We start from the raw sequence: 17,642 nt of genomic DNA, 5'->3' as shown, positions 1-17,642 counted from the left end.
CCGCCCGGCGGCTACCCGGCGGACGGCCGAGAAGGCCGAGGCCGCCCGGGTAGCCGCTCACCACACCGGTTCCGGACGCCCCTCCCCGATGCCGCGCAGCCGATCCCGGTGCGCGACGACCCGGCGGAAGATCTCGGCCAGCACGTCCGGGAACCGCGGGTCGCGCAGGAACTTGGTGTGCACGAACACCGCCCGCTCGACCACCCGCGCCGACAGCTCGTACGACAGCGGCACGCCGTCGGCCCACTGCCGCCACGCCGGGTCCAGGTGGGTCGGCGTGAACCCGGCCTCGGCCCAGATGCCCTCGGCGGCCAGCGTCACCCGCAGGTCCTTCGGCGTCAGCCCGAGCGACGACTCCAGCGCGTCGGTGCAGGACAGGTACAGCGCGAAGAACGGCGGGTACTCGGCGTCCGGCGGCGGGTTCCACAGCACCGGCTCCGGGAACACCGAGGAGTCGTCGATCAGCAGCCGGATCAAGCGGCGGTTCTCGCGCATCACCAGCCGGGCGTGCAGCGCCCGCAGCCACTGCACCAGCAGCAACGCGGCCGGCTGCTCACCCATCCGCTGGTTGCCGGCCATCATCGGGCCGACCTCGGCGTACGGGATCGGGTCGAGCCGGCCGGGGCCGGTGCCGCAGTCGGTGTCGGCCCGCATGAGCGCGGCCAGCTCGGGGTCGTCGGTCAGTGTCAGCCCGCCCTCGCAGGACGGCGCCGCCTTGCCGCCGCCCTGGCCGGACAGCGACGCCGTCGGGGCACCGTCGCCGTCGTAGCGGGCCGCGCCGCCCAGCGCGTTGTCGTGGTGGACGACGACGTCGTGCTCGCGGCCCAGCGCGGCGAACCGGTCGATCGCGCCGAAGTTGCCGTACATCGTCGCGGGGACGACGGCCAGCACGCGATCGGCGTGGGAAGCGAGGTAGGACGCCACCACGTCCTCGTCCATCGTCGCGTCCAGCTTGGCGGGGACCGGCACCAGCCGCGGCGCCCGGCCGAGCTGGGCCGCCACCCCGAGCGTCACGCCGTGGTGCGCCGACGCGTGCGTGAGGTCGGCGACCAGCACCTCGTCGCGGCCGCGCGCCCAGGACGCCCCGCGCGCGAGCAGCTGCGCCCGCAGCCCGCTCGCGATCGCCAGCGTGCCGTTGGGCTGGCCGACGCCGTAGCGGTAGCCGGTGGTGTCGGCGACCACCTGCTCGAGCACCGCCCGCCACTTCGCCGGATGGTTCGCGTAGCCGACCCACTGCCCACCTTCGGTCACCTCGGCGAGGAAGGCGCTCTCGACGCCGCTCACCTCAGGCCAGACCGGGTCGTTCGCGGCCGTCACGACCGGCGAGCCGCCCAGCACGGCCGGCAGCGCGACGGCGGTCATCGGCCGGGCTCCGGGGTGAGCAGGGTGTTGCCCGGCGCGTACCGGTCCAGCGCGTCCGGGTCCAGCCGCAGCCCCAGCCCCGGCGTCGACGGCACCGGCAGCAGGCCGTCGGCGTCCAGCGCGAAACCGCCCGCGGCCAGCTCGTCGATGTAGGCCGACCCGGTCTTGTACTCGACCAGCTCGGTGCCGGGCAGCGCCGCGGCCAGGTGCAGGTCGGCGGCGAGGCCGACGGCGGTGTTCCAGCCGTGCGGGATGAACGCGACGCCGAACTCGGCCGCGAGCCAGGCCACCCGGCGCGACTCCGACAGCCCGCCGCCCTTGGTGGTGTCGGGCTGGACGATGTCGAACGCGCCCGCGGTGAGGAAGCGGTGGAAGTCCTGCCGCCGGGTCAGGACCTCGCCGCCGGAGATCGGGACGCGCGAGCGCCGCCGCAGCGCGGCGAACCCGTCGACGTCGTCCGGGCGCAGCGCCTCCTCGAACCAGGCGACGTCGTAGCCGGCCAGCATGTCCGTCGTCCGCACCGCCCAGGACAGCCCGCGCGACCAGAACGCGTCCGACCCGCCGGCGTCGACGGCCAGCAGGGCGTCCGGCCCGACGGTCTCGCGGGCGGCCCGCACGATCTCCTCGTCGACGGCGTCGCTCGCCCGGCCGAACGAGCCCCAGCCGATCTTGAACGCGGTGAAGCCGAGCGCCACCAGCCGGGCGAGGTCGTCCTTGAGCACCGGCGGGTCGTCCATCAGCACCGACGCGTACGGCCGGACCCGCTCGCGGTACCGCCCGCCCAGCAGCGTGCTCACCGGCAGCCCGGCGACCTGGCCGAGGATGTCCCACAGCGCGATGTCGATGCCGCTGACGGCGTGCGTGACGGCGCCGCCGCGGCCGAGCCAGAACGTGTGCTCGTGCAGGGTCTGGCTGACGCGGTCCGGCTCGCGCGGGTCGGTGCCGACGGCCAGCGGACGCAGCTGGTCCAGCGCCGCCCGCACCAGCGCCTCGCTGGAGAACACGCTGCCGATGCCGACGACCCCCTCGTCGGTGTGCACGGCGACCAGCGTGTGGACGTTGTCGTCGGGGTCCAGCTCACGTGCCCAGCCGCCCTTCGGGGTGGCGCCGCGCAGCCCGGCCGCCTTGATGTCAGTGATCCGCATGGTCCCTCTCCACGTCGATGACGACCGCCTCACCGGCGGCCAGCTCGAACTCCCCCGCGACGACCCGCGGCGTCTCGGTACCGGGCACCGTCGACAGCACCACCCGTCCGCTCACCGCCACCGGCGTCGTCGCCGGCCGGTCGGTCAGGTTGAGCAGGACGAGCTTCCGGTCGCCGCCCGCCACGCGGGTGTAGGCGAGCACGGACTCGGTGCCGCCGGCGAAGGCGATCGACCCGCGCCGCAGCGCCGGTGACGCGTGCCGCAGCCGGGCCAGCGCCCGGTACAGCCGCAGCATCGACGCCGGGTCGGCCAGTTGCGCCTCGACGTTCAGCCGAGCCACGTCGTGCGACACCGGCAGCCACAGGTCCTGCTCGGCGGCGGACGAGAAGCCGCCGTTGACGCCGCCGGTCCACGGCAGCGGGGTGCGCGACGGGTCCCGGCTGACGCCGCCGTGGGTGCGCGCGAAGTAGTCGCGCTGCCGCTCGACCGGCACCGGCTGGTCGGTCAGGCCCAGCTCGTCGGCGTAGAGCAGGCAGGGCGTCGCGGCCAGCGTCAGCAGCAGGACGGCGGCTACCCGCGCCTGCGCCGGGCCCAGCCGGGTGGCCAGCCGGACGCGGTCGTGGTTGCCCAGCGCGACGATCGGCCAGGCGCCGTCCGGCATGGCCGCGTACAGTCCCTCCAGCTCGGAGCGCAGCAGGTCGGCCCGCCAGTGCGTCTCCAGCAACCGGAACGGGAACGGCAGGTGCATGCCCGCGGCGTAGTACTCGGCCCAGTCCGCCCACGGCATCGCCTCGATCTCCGCGATGGTGACGCGGCCCGCGTACTCGTCGGCGACGGCGCGGATCTCGGCCAGCGCGGCGAACGTGTCCGGGTGCCGGCGGTCGTGCACGTGCAGCTGCGTGCCGAAGTCGGGGTGCTGCAGGTCGAACTCGTTGTGGTTCCCGCCGGGCGCCGGCGGGTTGTCGCGGAACTCGGGGTCCTTCATGAGCATGTGCGCGACGTCGATCCGCACGCCGTCGGCGCCCCGGTCCAGCCAGAACCGCAGCACGTCCAGCAGCGCCTTGCGGACCTCGGGGTTGCGCCAGTTCAGGTCCGGCTGCTCGACGAGGTGCGAGTGCAGGTAGTACTGCCCGGTCGGCGCGTCGTACTCCCACACCGACCCGCCGGCCTCGCTGGTCCAGTTGTTCGGCCGGTCGCGCCACACGTACCAGTCGCGCTTCGGGTCGTCCCGCGACGAGCGCGACGCGACGAACCACGGGTGCTGGTCGGACGTGTGGTTCGGGATGTAGTCGACGATGACGCGGATGCCCCGCTCGTGGGCGGCCTCGATCAACCGGTCGAACGTCGCCAGTGTCCCGAACACCGGCTCGACATCGAGGTAGTCGGCCACGTCGAAGCCCTGGTCGAGCAGCGGCGACCGGTAGAACGGCCCGGTCCAGACGGCGTCGACGCCGAGGTCGCGCAGGTAGTCGAGGCCCTCGATCAGCCCATCCAGGTCGCCGATGCCGTCGCCGGACCCGTCGCGGAAGCTGGGCAGGTGGCACTCGTAGACGACGGCGCCACGCCACCACTGCGGGTCGGCGCCGAGCCGCCCGGCCGCCCGCACCCCGGCCGCCACGAGGTCGTCCTCGATGTCCGGCCGGAACGGCAGGTGACAGGCGATGATCGGCACCTCGTACGCGGGGTACGGGTCGGCCGGCGGCTCGTACGCGTCGTGCGTCGGGGCGTAGCCGAGCCAGCCGTTCGTCGTCGACAGCACCAGGCAGTGCTCGCCCAGCGCGTCGCGTAGCCGCCGCTTGATGCCGTGGAAGACCTCGACGTTGTAGCCGAGCAGCGTGAGCGGGCCCAGCCGCAGCGCGTGCACCCAGAGCGGACGGCGCACGTCGCGGCCGTCCTCCAGCGCGGCGACGGTCCGCCGCAGCGACAGGTACGTGACGTCGTCGCCCTCGTCGCGGCGTTTGCGCAGCTCGTCGAGGTCGTAGGGGGCCAGCTCGTACGGGATCTCCGCCTTGACGACGGCGACGGCGTCGTCCTCGAGCGGCGCGGCCGACCCCAGCCCGGAGAGCACGGCGTCGGCGAACCGGCCGGCGAACAGCTCCAGCGCGACCATCGACTCGTCCTCCGGGCCGTGCGCGTACAGCGGGTTGAGGTCGCCGAGCGCGCCCTGCAGGAACACGCCGGTCGCCCCGGGGTGCGCCGCCTCGACCAGCCGCAGCGCCTCGCCCGGGTAGTCGCCGTGCACGGCCGACGTCGACTCGCAGCAGATCACCGGATGGCACGAGTACGACGCGACGAAGCCGGCCAGCGCGCCGTCGTGATCGACCCGCAGCACGTGCACGCCCTCGTCGAGCAGCGACGGGTCCGGCTCGGTCCAGCTGCCGTCCAGCGCCCGCGCGTTCGTCAGCCCGCGCCGCGGCAGCATCCGGTTGTGCGCGAACCCGTCCAGCGGGACGACGGCGTGCCGCACCGTCGCCGGCGCCAGCCCACGGACCGCGTCGACGCAGGCCGCCGCGATCCGCTCGGGCAGCCGCGCGACGTACAGCTCGTCCGGCGCGCCCCAGCCGACGTTCTCGACGGTGCCGGGGCCGGAGTGGTTGTGGGTGGCATGGACGACGATCTCGTCCGGCCGCCAGCCGGTCGCGTCCGCCACCCGCGCGACGACCTCGTCGACGACGGCGGCCGAGACGCCCAGCAGGTCGCAGCTCACCAGCACCCAGCGGCCGCCGCCTGAGCCGGCTCCAGGGCCGGTCACCGCGACGGCGCGCGCGTACAGCGGCGCGTGCACCGACGTGGCTCGGCGGCGCAGGAACGGGCCGAAGCCGGCCAGCTCGACGCCCAGCGGCGGGGTGAGGTCCGTCCGGCCGAAGCCGATCCGCAACGTCATGGGTCAGGTCATCCTTTCGAGACACCGGCCAGCAGGCCGCGGACGAAGTGCCGTTGCAGCGCGACGAACACGCCCATCGGCACCAGCACGGAGAGCACGGCGGCGGACGTGAGGATCTCCCAGCCGTCGCCGCGCGAGGCGACCAGCTGCGACACCGCGACGGTCATCGGTGCGACGTCGCGGAAGCCGCCGAGAAAGATCAGCGCGACCAGCAGGTCGTTCCACGTCCACACGAAGTCGAAGATGGCCAGCGCGGCCAGGGCCGGCCGGGCCACCGGCAGCACGATGGAGAAGAAGATCTGGCCGCGGCCGGCGCCGTCCATCTCGGCCGCCTCGAACAGCTCGCGCGGGATCGCGGCGAAGAAGTTGTGCAGCAGGTACACCGCGAACGGCAGCCCGAAGCCCAGGTGCACCAGCCAGATGCCGAGGAAGCTGCCGGTGAGGTCGAGCGTGTTGAACACCTTCAGCAGCGGCACCAGCGTGATCTGGATCGGCACGATGATCAGCGCGACGATCGTCAGCAGCACCGCGCTGCGCAGCCGGAACCGCATCCCGGCCAGCGCGTACGCCGCGGCCGCGCCGATCGCCAGCGTCAGCACCGTCGCCGGCACCACCACCGCGAGGCTGTTGAACAGGCTCAGCGCCATGCCGTCGCGGTCCAGCACCCGCTGGTAGTTCTCCAGCGTGTAGTCGCCGGGCAGCGCGAACGACTCCCACCACCCCGACGACAGCACCGCCCAGGACGGCCGGAACGCGCTGACCACCAGGCCGAGCAGCGGGACCGTCCAGATCACCGCCACCGCGATGACGACCACGTGCAGCGGGATCCGCCGCAGCGCCGCCATCAGGCGGCCCCCGTCTCGCGCCGGAACTGGCGCACGTTGAGGACCATGATCGGCACGACCGTGAGCATGAGGATCGTCGCGACCGCCCCGGCCAGCCCGTTGTCCTTCGCCGTGAACAGCGCCCGGTACATGACCGTCGACAGCACGTCGGTGCCGTAGTTCCCGTTGGTCATCACGTAGACGATGTCGAACGCCTTCAGCGCGGTCACCGTCATCGTCGTGGCCACGACCACCACCGTCGGCGCCAGGAACGGCAGCGTCACGTGCCGGAACGCCTTCCACTCCGACGCGCCGTCCAGCCGGGCCGCCTCCAGCAGCTCGTCCGGCACCGCGCGCAGTGCCGCCCCGAAGATCACCATCGCGAACCCGGCCTGCGTCCACAGCGTCGCCCCGATCAGCGCGTAGTTGTTGGTCGCCGTGTCGACGATCCACGCGACCGGCTCACCGCCGAGCGCCGTGACGACGGCGTTCAGCGTCGCGGTCTGCGCGGCGCCGGGCGGCTGGTAGTCGTACATGAAGCTCCAGATCACTCCGGCCGCGACGGCCGAGATCGCGATCGGCAGGAACAGCGCGGCCTTGACCAGCGCGCCGTACCGGACCCGCTCGGCCAGCACCGCGATGGCCAGGCCGACCAGCACGGCGAGCGTCGGCAGCAGCACCACCCAGAGGACGGTGTTGCGCAGCGCGACGCGGGTGACCTCGTCGGACAGCGTCTGCGCGTAGTTCGCGAAGCCGGCGAACCCGCCGCCGTCGTCGACGAAGCTCCACCCGACGGTGACGACGGCGGGGAACGCCAGCGCCAGCAGCACCATCGCGACCGCCGGCCCGGCGAACAGCCACGGCGCCAGCCGCCGGTACGCGCCGCGCGGCAGCGCCGCCAGCGCGCGGTCGCCGAGGCGCAGGTAGGCCCAGCCGCCGACGAGGATCACGGCCGTCGCCGCCAGCGTGAGGACGATGCGATCGGCGATCATCCCCGGGCGTCCTCGATGCCCTGCAGGATCGCGTCCAGGTCGGCCGGGTTCTGCGCGAACGCCAGCCCGGACTGCCAGAACGCGTCCACCTCCGACTGCGGCATCTGCGAGTTGCCGAGCGGGTACGTCGCCTCGGCCTCGGTCAGGACATGCTGGGCGCGGCGCAGGAACGGGTCTTCGTAGGCGTCGGCGGCGACCGTCACGTTCGGCGAGAGCCAGCGCCCGGTCGCCGCGATCAGCGTCCCGGCCTCGGTGGAGGCGAGGTAGCGGGTCAGCGCGGCGGCCTGCGGCGAGTCGGTGATCTGACCAAGGATCTCACCGGAGAAGGACCGGATGCCCGGGTAGTCCGGGCTGAAGTCGGGGGCGGCGAAGAAGTCGAGGTCCTCGCCCGGCTCGAGGTCGGGGAACGCGTCGGCGATGATGCCGCCCATGAACGTCGCCTGCTGGAGCAGGTAGCAGCCCGGCTCCGGCGCGAACATCGGGTTGGCGGCCTGGGAGAAGTCGGTGCTCAGCACGGTCGTCGTCCCGCCGTAGACCATGCCGTCGGCGATCATCTCCCCGTACGTCTGGTAGGCCTCCTTGACCTGCGGCGACGTCCACGGCTCGGCCCCGTCGCGCCAGGCCCGGTGGAACTCCGGACCGGCCTGGCGGAGCAGGATCTCGTCGATGAAGTCGGCGGCCGGCCAGCCGCTGGCGGCGCCGCTCTCCAGGCCGACGCACCACGGCGTCTCGCCCGCGGCCGCCTTCTCCGCGGCCCAGGCCTGCAACTCGTCCCAGCTGGCCGGGTCGGTCGGCCCGTCGTAGCGCTGCGGGTCGTACCAGATCAGCCCGCCCAGGTTGACGGTGTTGTACAGGCCGAACAGCTCGCCGCCGGCGGTGCCGGTCTCGAGCATGCTGGCCGGGTAGTTCGCGGTGAGCACAGCGTCGTCGACCACCGTCCGGAGGTCGACGAGCGCGCCCTGCTCGGCCAGCGCCGCCATCTCGCCGATGGCCGGCGTGGCGACGACGTCGGGCGGGTTGCCGCCGTCGACGCGGGTCTGCAGGACGGCGGCGAAGTCGCGGGTGCCCTCGTAGCGCACCTCGATGCCGGTGGCGTCCTCGAACGGCGCGACGACGCCGAGGAACGCGTCGAGCTCCTCGCCGCCCAGCACGCCGAGCATCGTCACGCTGCCGCCGAGCTCCTCGCCGCCGGCGGCCGCGAGCGCGGCCTCCTCGGCGGCGGCGACCGCGGCGTCGTCGGCCGCGGTCTCGTCCTGGCCGGTCCGTTCGCTGCTGCAGGCAGCGAGAACGGCGGTGACGACGGCGCCCGCCGCGACCAGCGCGGCGCCACGGTGACGCAGGTTCATGGTCGGCTCCTCGGTTCGTCGGGATGACCGGTGGATTTCGTAGGGCGAGACCGTAGCAGGGTCGACGGCCGATTGTCGACAGTCGCTCATATGCACTACGATCGTGGCCATGCGGTCCCGAGATGTTGGAGGTCACCGATGAGTGGGCTGGGCTTGCGACGGGTCCCGAGCCTGTCGCGGCGAGAGCACGTCGCCGAGATCCTGCGCGAGGCGATCACCAGCGGCCGGCTCAAGCCGGGCGACCGGCTGGTCGAGCTCGACCTCGCCGCCGAACTGGGCACCAGCCGCGCGCCGGTCCGCGAGGCGCTGCGCCAACTCGAGCAGGAGGGGCTGATCGCGTCCTATCCGTACCGCGGCAGCGAGGTGCTCGGCGTCTCGCAGGACGAGGTCGAGCAGGTGCTGGTGCCGATCCGCATCACGCTGGAGCGGTTCGCGTTCGGCAAGGCGCTGGACAAGCTGGGCGCGGCCGACCTCGACGCGTTGCAGGGCATGGTCGACGACATGCTGGTCGCCGCCTCCTCCGGCGAGGCCGAGCAGCTGGCCGACCTCGACATCCGCTTCCACGAGCTGGTCATCACCCGCTCCGAGCAGCGGCACTGCCTGCAGATGTGGAAGACCATCCAGCCGCGGGTGCGCGCGTACTTCCGCCGCGACGCCCCGGCGCACGCCGACCCCGGCGAGGTGGCCCGGCAGCATCAGGAACTGCTCGACGTCCTGCGCTCCGGCGACCGCGACGCCGTGCTCGACGCCGTCGAGCGGCACATCCACATCCACCTCGGGCCGGGCTCCGCCGATGTGGGCTGAGACGGTCGCCGTCACCGGGGCCGGGTCCGGCATCGGGCGGGCGGTGCTGCTGGCGGCGGCCGCACGGGGTGCGCGCGTGGCGGCGCTGGACGTCGACGGCGCGGCGGCGGCCGCCGTCATCGACGAGGCGCTGGCCGGTGGCGCTTCCGGTGCGGTGGCGGTGACGTGCGACGTGTCGTCGGAGGCGTCGGTGGCTTCGGCGTTCGCCACGGTGGCGTCCGCCGTCGGCGTTCCAGGTGCGGTGTTCGCGAACGCGGGCATCGAGGTGAACGCGCCGCTGCACGCCTTCCCGGCCGGCGAGTGGGAGCGCGTCGTCGCCGTCAACCTCGTCGGCGTGTTCCTGACCTGCCGCGAGGCGCTGCGCCGGTTGGTCGAGGCCGGCCGCGGCGGCTCCGTCGTCTGCACGTCGTCGCCGGCCGCGTTCGTCGGCCACGCGGGCGGCGGGAACAGCGCCTACGCCGCGTCGAAGGGCGGGGTGTCGGCGTTCGTCCGGTCGGCGGCGCTCGACTACGCGCCGCACGGCATCCGCGTCAACGCCGTCGTGCCCGGGGCCACCGACACCGCGATGCTGACGACCGGCGGCGCCGACCTCGACGGCATCCGCGCGGCGGCCGCCACCCAGGTGCCGCTCGGGCGGCTGGGCCGGCCCGACGAGGTGGCCGCGGCGGTGCTGTGGCTGCTGTCCGGCGAGTCGTCGTACGTCACCGGGTCGCACCTGGTCTGCGACGGCGGCCTGATGGCGAAGAGCGCCAACGACTTCTAGGGAGGACTCCGTGGTGTCGTCGATCGGTTCGACGGTGTGGGTGGTCGCCGACGGGTACATCCCGCCGGGCAGCAGCGGGGACGATCCCGCGCTGGCCAGCCACGAGAGCGTCTGCATCCTCAACACCGGGCCGGCGGACGCGACCGTCGAGCTCTGGGTGTACTTCGCCGACCGCGAGCCGGACGGGCCGCACGTCCTGCCCGTTCCCGCGCGGCGCGCGTTCCACCAGCAGCTGGGCGCCCTGGGTGTGCCGTCGGGCGTCGACTACAGCGTCGTGCTGGAGAGCGACGTGCCGGTCGTGGTGCAGCACACCCGGCTGGACTCCCGGCAGGCGGCGAACGCGCTGATGTCGACGATCGCGTACTCGGCCCGATGAGGACGCGACGGAGCGAGCTGACCGGGCCGCGGACGTCGGCGGTCCGGTCCGTCGAGCTGGCCGCGCCGGGGTACGGCGAGGTGCTGCTGCGGGTGCTGGTCAGCGGGGTGTGCGCCAGCGAGGTGGCGGAGTGGACGGCGGGGCCTGATGCCCCGGGCTCGCTCGCGCTCGGGCACGAGGCGGTGGGCGAGATCGTCGCCGTCGGCCCGGAGGTGTCGGCGGTGCGCGTGGGCGACGTCGTGACCGGCCGGGTCGACGCCGCGTTCGCCGACCACGCCGTCGCCGACGTCCGCGACCTCGTCGTCGTGCCGCCCGGGGTGGAGCCCGGCGAGGCGCTCGGCGAGCCGCTCGGCTGTGTCGTCGAGGCGCTACGCCGGACCCGGCTGGACACCGGCGACCGCGTCGCCGTCGTCGGGACCGGGTTCATGGGGCTGGTGCTGCTGCAGTTGCTGCGGCACGCGGGGACGCGTCAGGTGGTGGCGATCGACCCGCGGCCGGACGCGCGTGAACAGGCGCTGGTCCACGGCGCCGACGCGGCGTGGGCGCCGGGCGAGGCCGCTGGCCCGTCCTCCGACGACGCCTTCGACGTGGTGGTCGAGGGCTCCGGCACGGCGGCGGGCCTGGACCTCGCGACGCGGCTCGTGCGCCCGCACGGCGTGCTGTCGATCATGGGCTACCACCAGGGCCCCCGCACCGTCGACCTGCACGCCTGGAACTGGAAGGCCATCGACGTCGTCAACGCCCACGTCCGCGACCGCGACCGCCTGCGCGACAGCGTCCGGCGCGGCATCGACCTCGTCGCGTCCGGCCGCATCGACGTCGGCGCCCTGATCACCCACCGCTTCGCCCTCGACGACGTCGACGCCGCCTTCGCCGCCCTCGTCGGCAAGGAGCCCGGCTTCGTCAAGGCCGCCATCACCTGGTGACGCCTATGCTCGCCCGATGAGAGCCGTGCTCCGCTCGGCGCACAGTGCCGACGTCGATCTCGCGACCTACGTCCCCGCCGATCCCGCCGACGACGGCGTCTGGGTGCGGCTGATCGTCGGACCGGCCGGCGGCCCGGGCGAGGAGTCGTTCGACGTCCTGGTCTGCACGCCGCTCTGGCTGCGCCGGGTCGTCCGCGTGCAGGGCCCGCGGCTCGGCCGGCACCACCTGATCGTCGACCCGCTCGACCTTCCCGCCGCGGTCGAGTTCCTCCGGGACCGGATCGAGAACCTCACCGCGCCCACCTGGAACGAGCTGGGCGAGCGGATCGCGCACCTCGGCTCCTGGGAGTTCGAGGACTATCGCCCCTGATCAGCCAGGCGCCGGGGCGGGCGGTGCGGCCGGGCGGGCGGCGAACGGCTGGCCGAGGATGGCCGAGGTCAGGGCCTCGACGGGCTCGACCGGGGAGCGCGGGTTGGACAGCAGGGTGAAGTCGATGTCGCCCAGCTCGGGCAGGCCGACCGACGCCGGCAGCGCCTGGAGGTCGGCGGGGACGAGGCTGCTCGGGAACACCGCGACGCCGATGCCGGCGCGGGCCGCGGCCAGGACGCCGTTCACCTCCAGCGTCTTGCAGGTGATCTTCCAGCTGCGCCCCGACTCCGCGAGCACCCGCAGCGCCGTCACCCGGCTGACCGACGGCGCGGTGTAGGTGATCAGCGGGATCGGCTCGTCCGCGCGGACCTGGGTGCCGGGCAGCCCGATCCAGACCAGCCGGTCGCGGCGGACCACCCGGCCGACGGTCTCGCCGGGGAACTCCTTGATGAAGACGAGGTCGAGCTGGTTGGCCTCCAGCCGGCGCATCAGCGTGCGGGTCTGGGTGACCGTCAGCTCCAGGTTGATCCGCGGGTGCAACTGCCGGAACGCCCGCAGCACGACGGGCAGCTGGGCCAGCGCGAGGTCGTCGGCCGCGCCGAAGCGGAGCCGGCCGCGCATCGCCGTCCCGGTGAAGTAACTGGCGGCCTCGTCGTGGGCGGCGAGGATCGAGCGGGCGAAGCCGGCCATCGCCTCGCCGTTGTCGGTGAGCGTGACGACCCGGGTGTCGCGCAGCAGCAGCTGCCGCCCGGCCGCCTCCTCCAGCCGGCGCACGTGCTGACTGACGCTCGGCTGGCTGATGCCCAGCTGCTGGGCCGCCTGGGTGAAGTTCAGCGTCGACGCCACGGCCAGGAATGTCCGCAGATGTACCGGGTCGAACATGGGCCACCTCACAGTCATTGCGATTGCTGATGACATTTATAGCCCTTATTCGTTCGAAGAATCAGGGATCAGCACCTAACGTTGAACACGGTCCTGCCACTGTGGCGGGACCACCGCACGTCAACCATCCGCACCATCACAAGGAACATCACCGTGAGACCGGCGCCCGCCGTCCTGCACCCGTCCTCACCAGCCACCTCAGATACGCGGCCGCACTGGCGCGACACCTTCGCCTCGCTGCGGGTCCGCAACTACCGCCTCTACGTCATCTCCCAGGTCCTGACCAACACGTGCGGCTGGATGCAGCGCGTCGCGCAGGACTGGCTCATGCTCAGCCTGACCGGCAACGTCACGTGGGTCGGGCTCACCGTCACCCTGCAGCTGGCGCCGATGCTCGTGTTCGGCCTGTTCGGCGGCGTCGTCGCCGACCGGTTCGACAAGCGCAAGCTGCTGATGATCACGCAGTCGCTGTTCGCGCTGTCGGCGCTCGTGCTCGGCACGCTGACGCTGACCGGTGCGATCGAGCCGTGGCACATCCTGGCCAGCGCGGCCTTCCTCGGTGTTGCCACGGTCGTCGACAACCCGGCCCGGCAGGCGTTCGTCCCGGAGGTCGCCGGGCACCAGCACCTGCGCAACGCCATCAGCATCAACTCGACAGTGTTCCAGCTCGGCGCGCTGGTCGGCCCGGCGCTGGCCGCGCTCGGCATCGCGCTGGTCGGCCAGGGCTGGTCGTTCGTCGTCAACTCGATGGCCGGTATCACCGCCGTCGCGCTGCTGGTCGCGATGCGCGCGTCGGAGCTGTCCGCGGCGCCGGCGATCAGCCGCAGCCGCGGGCAGCTGCGCGAGGGACTGCGCTACGTCGGCGACAAGCCGGTGATCCTGTGGTCGGTCGTCATGGTCGGCTTCGTCGCGCTCACCGGCATCAACCTCGCCACCGTCCTCGCCGCCTACGCCGACGACGTGTTCGACATCGGCTCGGCCGGCTACGGCCTGCTGAACTCGTGCCTCGCGGCCGGCGCGGTGGCGGGCGCGCTCGCCTCGACCCGGCGGCGGAGCCTGCGGCTGCGCACGCTCGTCTACTCGGCGGGTGTGCTCGGCCTGCTGCAGGTGCTGGCCGGGACGATCGCGTGGCTGCCGCTGTTCTGCCTGGTGCTGATCGGCGTCGGCGCGGCGTCGCTGCTGTACCTGACCGGCGGCAACACGTTGGTGCAGACAGCGGTCGCGGGGACGATGCGCGGGCGGGTCATGGCCCTCTACATCCTCGTGCTGTTCGGCGCGCAGGCCGGGTCCGGCACGCTGATCGGCTGGATCGCGCACGAGTACGGCGCGCACGCCGCCATGATCGCGTGCGGCGCCGGGCCGCTGCTGGGCGCCGTCATCGTCGGCGCGGTGCTGGCCCGCAAGAGCCGGCTGACCACGCGGCTCATCCTGCGCGACCGGCCGGGGCGCGGCGTGCTCTACGTCGTCCCGCGCGACGCGGTGCCGCCGGCGGCGGTGTCGCTGACGCCGGGCCTGCTCAGCCGTGGCCTGCGCGGCCGGTCGCGGCCCACGCACCCGGCCGAGCGACGGCGACGGCGCCAGCCGCGCGCGGTGCCGGGCCGGGCGGTGCGCCCGCATCCGCACGGCGACCGGGCGTCGACACGGAGCGGCCGGCCGCGCTGACGTGTGCCAGCGCCGCGGCCGGCCTCGCTCACCCGCGACGACCGCGCCGCCGGATGCGCCGAGGCGCGATGGCGGCGCGGCCGGACGCGCCGGACCGGACGCACAGGGCTAGCGGACGCGACGGCGGCGCGGCGGCGCGGCGAGGTTGTCGGTGCCCGCCCGTAAGGTGGGCCCCACCCGGGCCGGGAGGGGTCCACCTACCACGGCCAACACGCGAACGTGACGGTCAGCGGTCCGCGGTCGTCGCCGGCGCGGTACGTGGGCGGCAGCGCCCCGCGGTCGTCGTCGGTGCGGTACGTGGGCGGTAGCGCCCCGCGGTCGTCGTCGGTGCGGTACGTGGGCGGTAGCGCCCCGCGGTCGTCGTCGGTGCGGTACGGGGGCGGCAGCGGCACTTGGCCGACCCGCGACGCATGGGCGGCGCCGAGGCGCAGCGGTCGACGCGACCAGACACCCCGACACGCGGCAGGCGACGGGCGGCGCGACCAGACGCCCCAACACGCGAGGACGGTCCGGCCGGGCGCGCCGACGCGCGGCGAGGTTGTCGGTGCCCGCCCGTAGGGTGGGCCCCACCCGGGCCGGGAGGGGTCCACCTACCACCGCCAGCGCACAACGTCACGGCCAACGGCCAGCGCCCAACGACCTGCGGCCAGCTCCCAACGACCAGCGACCGTCGCCGGCGGGGCACGGCCGGCGGCTACGGCTCGCAGCCGACCCCGTCGTCGTCGGCGTCGAGGTCGTAGATGTCCTCGCCGATCACGTCCACCGGCCCGTCGGCGTAGGACGGGCCGTTGCCGCTACCGCCGGCGCAGTCGACGTCGGTGTCGATCGGGACGCAGCCGCTGTAGTTCGGGTCGCAGCCGTCGTCCGACGGCGCCTCGGCGAGCGCGACGGGCTCGTCCTCGGGCTCAGGCTCCGGCTCGGGCTCCGGGGGCGGCGGCGGAGGAGGCTCGTACGTCCCGACCGACGTCACCTCGTCGACCGGCGCCGTCGTGACCTCGTCGCCGACCAGCTCCCGGGCGGTCTCGACACCGTCGATGAGCGTGACGGTGTAGGTGAGCGTCCGCACGCCGGCCACCCCGGCCGTCGTGACGGCGGACGTGCCGAGGTCCATCGTGTCGTCCTCGACGGTGACCCGCTCGAACGGGACCTCCTCCGTCTGCGTCACCGTCTCGACCGTCACCACCGGCGACGGCGACGGCGACGCAGCCGCCGGGCCCGCCGAAGCCGACGCGGCCCCCGACGGTGCGGCCGCCAACGGTGCCGCCCGCGGCCCGTCGTCGCCGGAGCCGCACGCGGCCAGCGTCAACGCGAGCGGAACAAGAACGAGAACGCCCGTACGCAGGCGCGATACAACGTCACCCATGGCCCCCCGGCCCCCAGCACGTCATCGGGAAGCCGCGAGGGTAGCGCCGGCGGACGCCGCCGTCAACAGGTCGGACGCCGGGCCGGTGTGACCCTCGGACACCGGCCCGGCAGACTCGGTCAGCGGCCGACCGCGCGCTCCAGTTCCTTCTTCGTCATCGTCGACCGGCCCTTGATGCCCTTCTCCTTGGCCTCGTTGTAGAGCTGGGCCTTCGTCCGCCCGCCCGGGCCCTTGCCGGAGCGCAGCCCGCCACGCCGGCCGGACGAGATGTCGTCGGTGGACGAGCGGCTCTTCTGGCGGGACTCGCCGGACCGCGCACGCTCCTTGTTGACGGTGCGTGCGGCGATCTCCTCGGCGCGGTCCTCGCTGTAGTCGCGGTCCTCCAGCCCTTCCTTGATGTGCTCGTACTGCCGTTCGCGTTTGTCACTCCACTGTCTCGGCATCCGGATCACCTCCGTGCTCGGCCCGTACCCCGACGCGGCCGAAGCATCCCGACCTCGTTTGCCGCCGGGCAGGCCGGGTAGCAGCACGGAATGAGCGATCCGAACAACCCCGACGACGGCTACAACCGCGACCCCGGCGCGACGCAGGAGGAGGCAGGCGTGCCCGAGATCGCCGACGACCTGCGTCCGGTCGACGACGTCCCGGAACCGGAAGCCCGTCCCGTCCCGGTGGACTCGCCGACACCCGCCCTGTTCGAGGACGAGTCCGAGCGGACGCTGGAGGACCGGCTGGCCGAGGAGGAACCCGACACAGAGGCGACCCAGCCACCGTCCACCGCCGGCGACGGCGTCACCGGCATGCACATCGAGAACGACCGCTGACCCACCGCACGAGGAGACCCGATGCGACTGGACCCACTCACCCGCATCCTCGACCACCCCGGACCCTTCGCCAGCGCGCTGCTCGACGTCAGCCGGACGACGGAGGACGCGCGGCGGCTGGTGCTGCGCGGCCGGGCCGCCCGGACGGAGCTGGCGGCGTCCGGAGCGCCGGACGACCTCGCCGAGGAGGTGGTCGAGCGGTTGCTGGAACCGACCGGCACGCCGGGCGAGACGGCACGGTACGTCGTGGCCGGGCGCGACGGTGTGGTGGTCGACGAGCCGCTACCGGGGTGGGCCGGGCACGAGGTGCTGACGTGGGGCCCGCTGCCCGACACGACGGCATGGCTGGCCTATCAGGAGTGCGCCGTGCCCGTGCTCGTCGTCCTGGCCGATCACGTCGGGGCGGACCTGCACCACAGCACCGCCTGGGGACGCACGCCCAGCACCGTTCACACCGTCGACGGCAGCACCGAGAACCTCAGCAAGGTGCCCGACGGCGGTATGGCCCGGGCCGACCTGCAGAGCCGGACGGACGAGCTGTGGCGGTTCAACGCACGAGCGGTCGTGGCCGAGCTGGAGCGGCTGGCCGGGTCCGAGCCGCCGCTGATCGTGCTCGCCGGCGACCCCCGCGCCCGCCATGACGTCCGCTCGGGCCTGCCGGCGCACGTCGCCGAGCAGGTGGTCGAGGTCGAGCGCGGCAGCCGCGCCGACGGCGCCGTGAACGAGGCGTTCGTGGCGGAGGTCGACGCCGCGGTGCGGCGGACGGTGGACGAGCGGCGGCGGCGCGCGGCGGAGCGGCTGGAGGAGCGCCTCGGCCGCCGGTACGCCGTCGCCGTCGGGCTGGCCGACGTGCTGGACATGACCGTCCAGGCCGGCGTCGACACGGTCGTCCTCGACGAGGAGCGGGCGGCCGGACGCACCGTGCGCCCCGCCGACCATCCGTACCTGCCGCTGCCCGACGGCGTGCTCGCCGCGCCCGCGGTCCGGTCGGACCTGCTGGTGCTCGCCGCGGCCGCGGCCACCGGGGCCGGCGCCGTCCTGACCGCGCCGCCGCTGCTGCCCGACGACGGCGTCGCCGCGCTGCTGCGCTGGGACCGCCCGGACGGCTGAGCGGCGAGG

Annotated in this window: 18 protein-coding genes; 8 read left to right on the top strand and 10 right to left on the bottom strand. The window is 73.9% G+C overall.

What is annotated here, in order from left to right; translation table 11 throughout:
• Positions 1-57 precede the first annotated feature (57 nt).
• From BLU82_RS33120 to BLU82_RS33095, 6 genes are read right to left on the bottom strand one after another with little or no spacing between them, the layout of a single operon-like run.
• Positions 58-1,362 (bottom strand): DegT/DnrJ/EryC1/StrS family aminotransferase, encoded by a 1,305-nt coding sequence (locus BLU82_RS33120; protein ID WP_092625044.1) that lies wholly within the window; start codon positions 1,360-1,362, stop codon positions 58-60.
• Complete coding sequence (locus BLU82_RS33115) at positions 1,359-2,507, bottom strand: mandelate racemase/muconate lactonizing enzyme family protein (RefSeq protein ID WP_092625043.1); 1,149 nt, start codon at positions 2,505-2,507, stop codon at positions 1,359-1,361. The genes BLU82_RS33120 and BLU82_RS33115 overlap by 4 nt, the downstream gene beginning before the upstream one ends.
• A complete protein-coding gene (locus BLU82_RS33110; protein ID WP_092625042.1) occupies positions 2,494-5,391 on the bottom strand; it encodes a neutral/alkaline non-lysosomal ceramidase N-terminal domain-containing protein in 2,898 nt (965 codons plus the stop codon). Before BLU82_RS33110 ends, BLU82_RS33115 begins: the two co-directional genes overlap by 14 nt.
• Before the next feature lie 8 nt (positions 5,392-5,399).
• Positions 5,400-6,236: a carbohydrate ABC transporter permease gene (locus BLU82_RS33105; RefSeq protein WP_092625041.1), complete on the bottom strand. Its 837-nt coding sequence runs from the start codon at positions 6,234-6,236 to the stop codon at positions 5,400-5,402.
• Positions 6,236-7,207, bottom strand: a complete 972-nt coding sequence (locus BLU82_RS33100) for a carbohydrate ABC transporter permease (RefSeq protein ID WP_092625040.1) — start codon at positions 7,205-7,207, stop codon at positions 6,236-6,238. The genes BLU82_RS33105 and BLU82_RS33100 overlap by 1 nt, the downstream gene beginning before the upstream one ends.
• Positions 7,204-8,553, bottom strand: a complete 1,350-nt coding sequence (locus BLU82_RS33095) for an ABC transporter substrate-binding protein (protein WP_157741414.1) — start codon at positions 8,551-8,553, stop codon at positions 7,204-7,206. The genes BLU82_RS33100 and BLU82_RS33095 overlap by 4 nt, the downstream gene beginning before the upstream one ends.
• 138 nt (positions 8,554-8,691) lie before the next feature.
• On the opposite strand from BLU82_RS33095, the gene BLU82_RS33090 reads away from it, so the two are divergent.
• From BLU82_RS33090 to BLU82_RS33070, 5 genes are read left to right on the top strand one after another with little or no spacing between them, the layout of a single operon-like run.
• A complete protein-coding gene (locus BLU82_RS33090) occupies positions 8,692-9,357 on the top strand; it encodes a GntR family transcriptional regulator (protein ID WP_092625038.1) in 666 nt (221 codons plus the stop codon).
• Positions 9,347-10,120: an SDR family NAD(P)-dependent oxidoreductase gene (locus BLU82_RS33085; RefSeq protein WP_092625037.1), complete on the top strand. Its 774-nt coding sequence runs from the start codon at positions 9,347-9,349 to the stop codon at positions 10,118-10,120. Before BLU82_RS33090 ends, BLU82_RS33085 begins: the two co-directional genes overlap by 11 nt.
• A 10-nt stretch (positions 10,121-10,130) precedes the next feature.
• Positions 10,131-10,496: a sensory rhodopsin transducer gene (locus tag BLU82_RS33080; RefSeq protein ID WP_092625036.1), complete on the top strand. Its 366-nt coding sequence runs from the start codon at positions 10,131-10,133 to the stop codon at positions 10,494-10,496.
• Positions 10,493-11,422 carry an alcohol dehydrogenase catalytic domain-containing protein gene (locus BLU82_RS33075; RefSeq protein ID WP_092625035.1) on the top strand — a complete coding sequence of 310 codons (930 nt, stop codon included), beginning with the start codon at positions 10,493-10,495 and terminating at the stop codon, positions 11,420-11,422. The genes BLU82_RS33080 and BLU82_RS33075 overlap by 4 nt, the downstream gene beginning before the upstream one ends.
• 16 nt (positions 11,423-11,438) lie before the next feature.
• Positions 11,439-11,792: an immunity 8 family protein gene (locus BLU82_RS33070; protein ID WP_092625034.1), complete on the top strand. Its 354-nt coding sequence runs from the start codon at positions 11,439-11,441 to the stop codon at positions 11,790-11,792.
• Here BLU82_RS33070 and BLU82_RS33065 read toward each other — a convergent pair whose 3' ends face one another.
• The gene (locus tag BLU82_RS33065; protein ID WP_092625033.1) at positions 11,793-12,674 is read right to left on the bottom strand and encodes a LysR substrate-binding domain-containing protein; all 882 of its coding nucleotides are present in this window, start codon (positions 12,672-12,674) and stop codon (positions 11,793-11,795) included. It abuts the gene before it with no gap.
• Positions 12,675-12,827: 153 nt separating this feature from the next.
• Here BLU82_RS33065 and BLU82_RS33060 point away from each other — a divergent pair, with 153 nt between their 5' ends.
• Positions 12,828-14,336, top strand: a complete 1,509-nt coding sequence (locus BLU82_RS33060) for an MFS transporter (protein WP_197682626.1) — start codon at positions 12,828-12,830, stop codon at positions 14,334-14,336.
• Between the two features lie 197 nt (positions 14,337-14,533).
• Here BLU82_RS33060 and BLU82_RS33055 read toward each other — a convergent pair whose 3' ends face one another.
• The 3 genes from BLU82_RS33055 to BLU82_RS33045 form a co-directional block, all read right to left on the bottom strand.
• Positions 14,534-14,728, bottom strand: coding sequence for a hypothetical protein (locus BLU82_RS33055; protein WP_092625032.1), 195 nt, complete (start codon positions 14,726-14,728; stop codon positions 14,534-14,536).
• A 302-nt stretch (positions 14,729-15,030) separates the two neighbouring features.
• Positions 15,031-15,501 (bottom strand): G5 domain-containing protein, encoded by a 471-nt coding sequence (locus tag BLU82_RS33050; RefSeq protein WP_197682625.1) that lies wholly within the window; start codon positions 15,499-15,501, stop codon positions 15,031-15,033.
• A 317-nt stretch (positions 15,502-15,818) separates the two neighbouring features.
• Positions 15,819-16,142 (bottom strand): plasmid stabilization protein, encoded by a 324-nt coding sequence (locus BLU82_RS33045; RefSeq protein WP_092625030.1) that lies wholly within the window; start codon positions 16,140-16,142, stop codon positions 15,819-15,821.
• A 90-nt stretch (positions 16,143-16,232) separates the two neighbouring features.
• Between BLU82_RS33045 and BLU82_RS33040 the strand changes: the two genes are divergently transcribed.
• A complete protein-coding gene (locus tag BLU82_RS33040; protein ID WP_092625029.1) occupies positions 16,233-16,523 on the top strand; it encodes a hypothetical protein in 291 nt (96 codons plus the stop codon).
• Positions 16,524-16,544: 21 nt separating this feature from the next.
• Positions 16,545-17,633, top strand: a complete 1,089-nt coding sequence (locus BLU82_RS33035; protein ID WP_092625028.1) for a hypothetical protein — start codon at positions 16,545-16,547, stop codon at positions 17,631-17,633.
• Positions 17,634-17,642 lie beyond the last annotated feature (9 nt).

Origin of the sequence: Jiangella sp. DSM 45060, from assembly GCF_900105175.1 — a bacterium.
Lineage (GTDB): Bacteria > Actinomycetota > Actinomycetes > Jiangellales > Jiangellaceae > Jiangella.
This window is presented reverse-complemented; position numbering and strand designations above follow the sequence as displayed.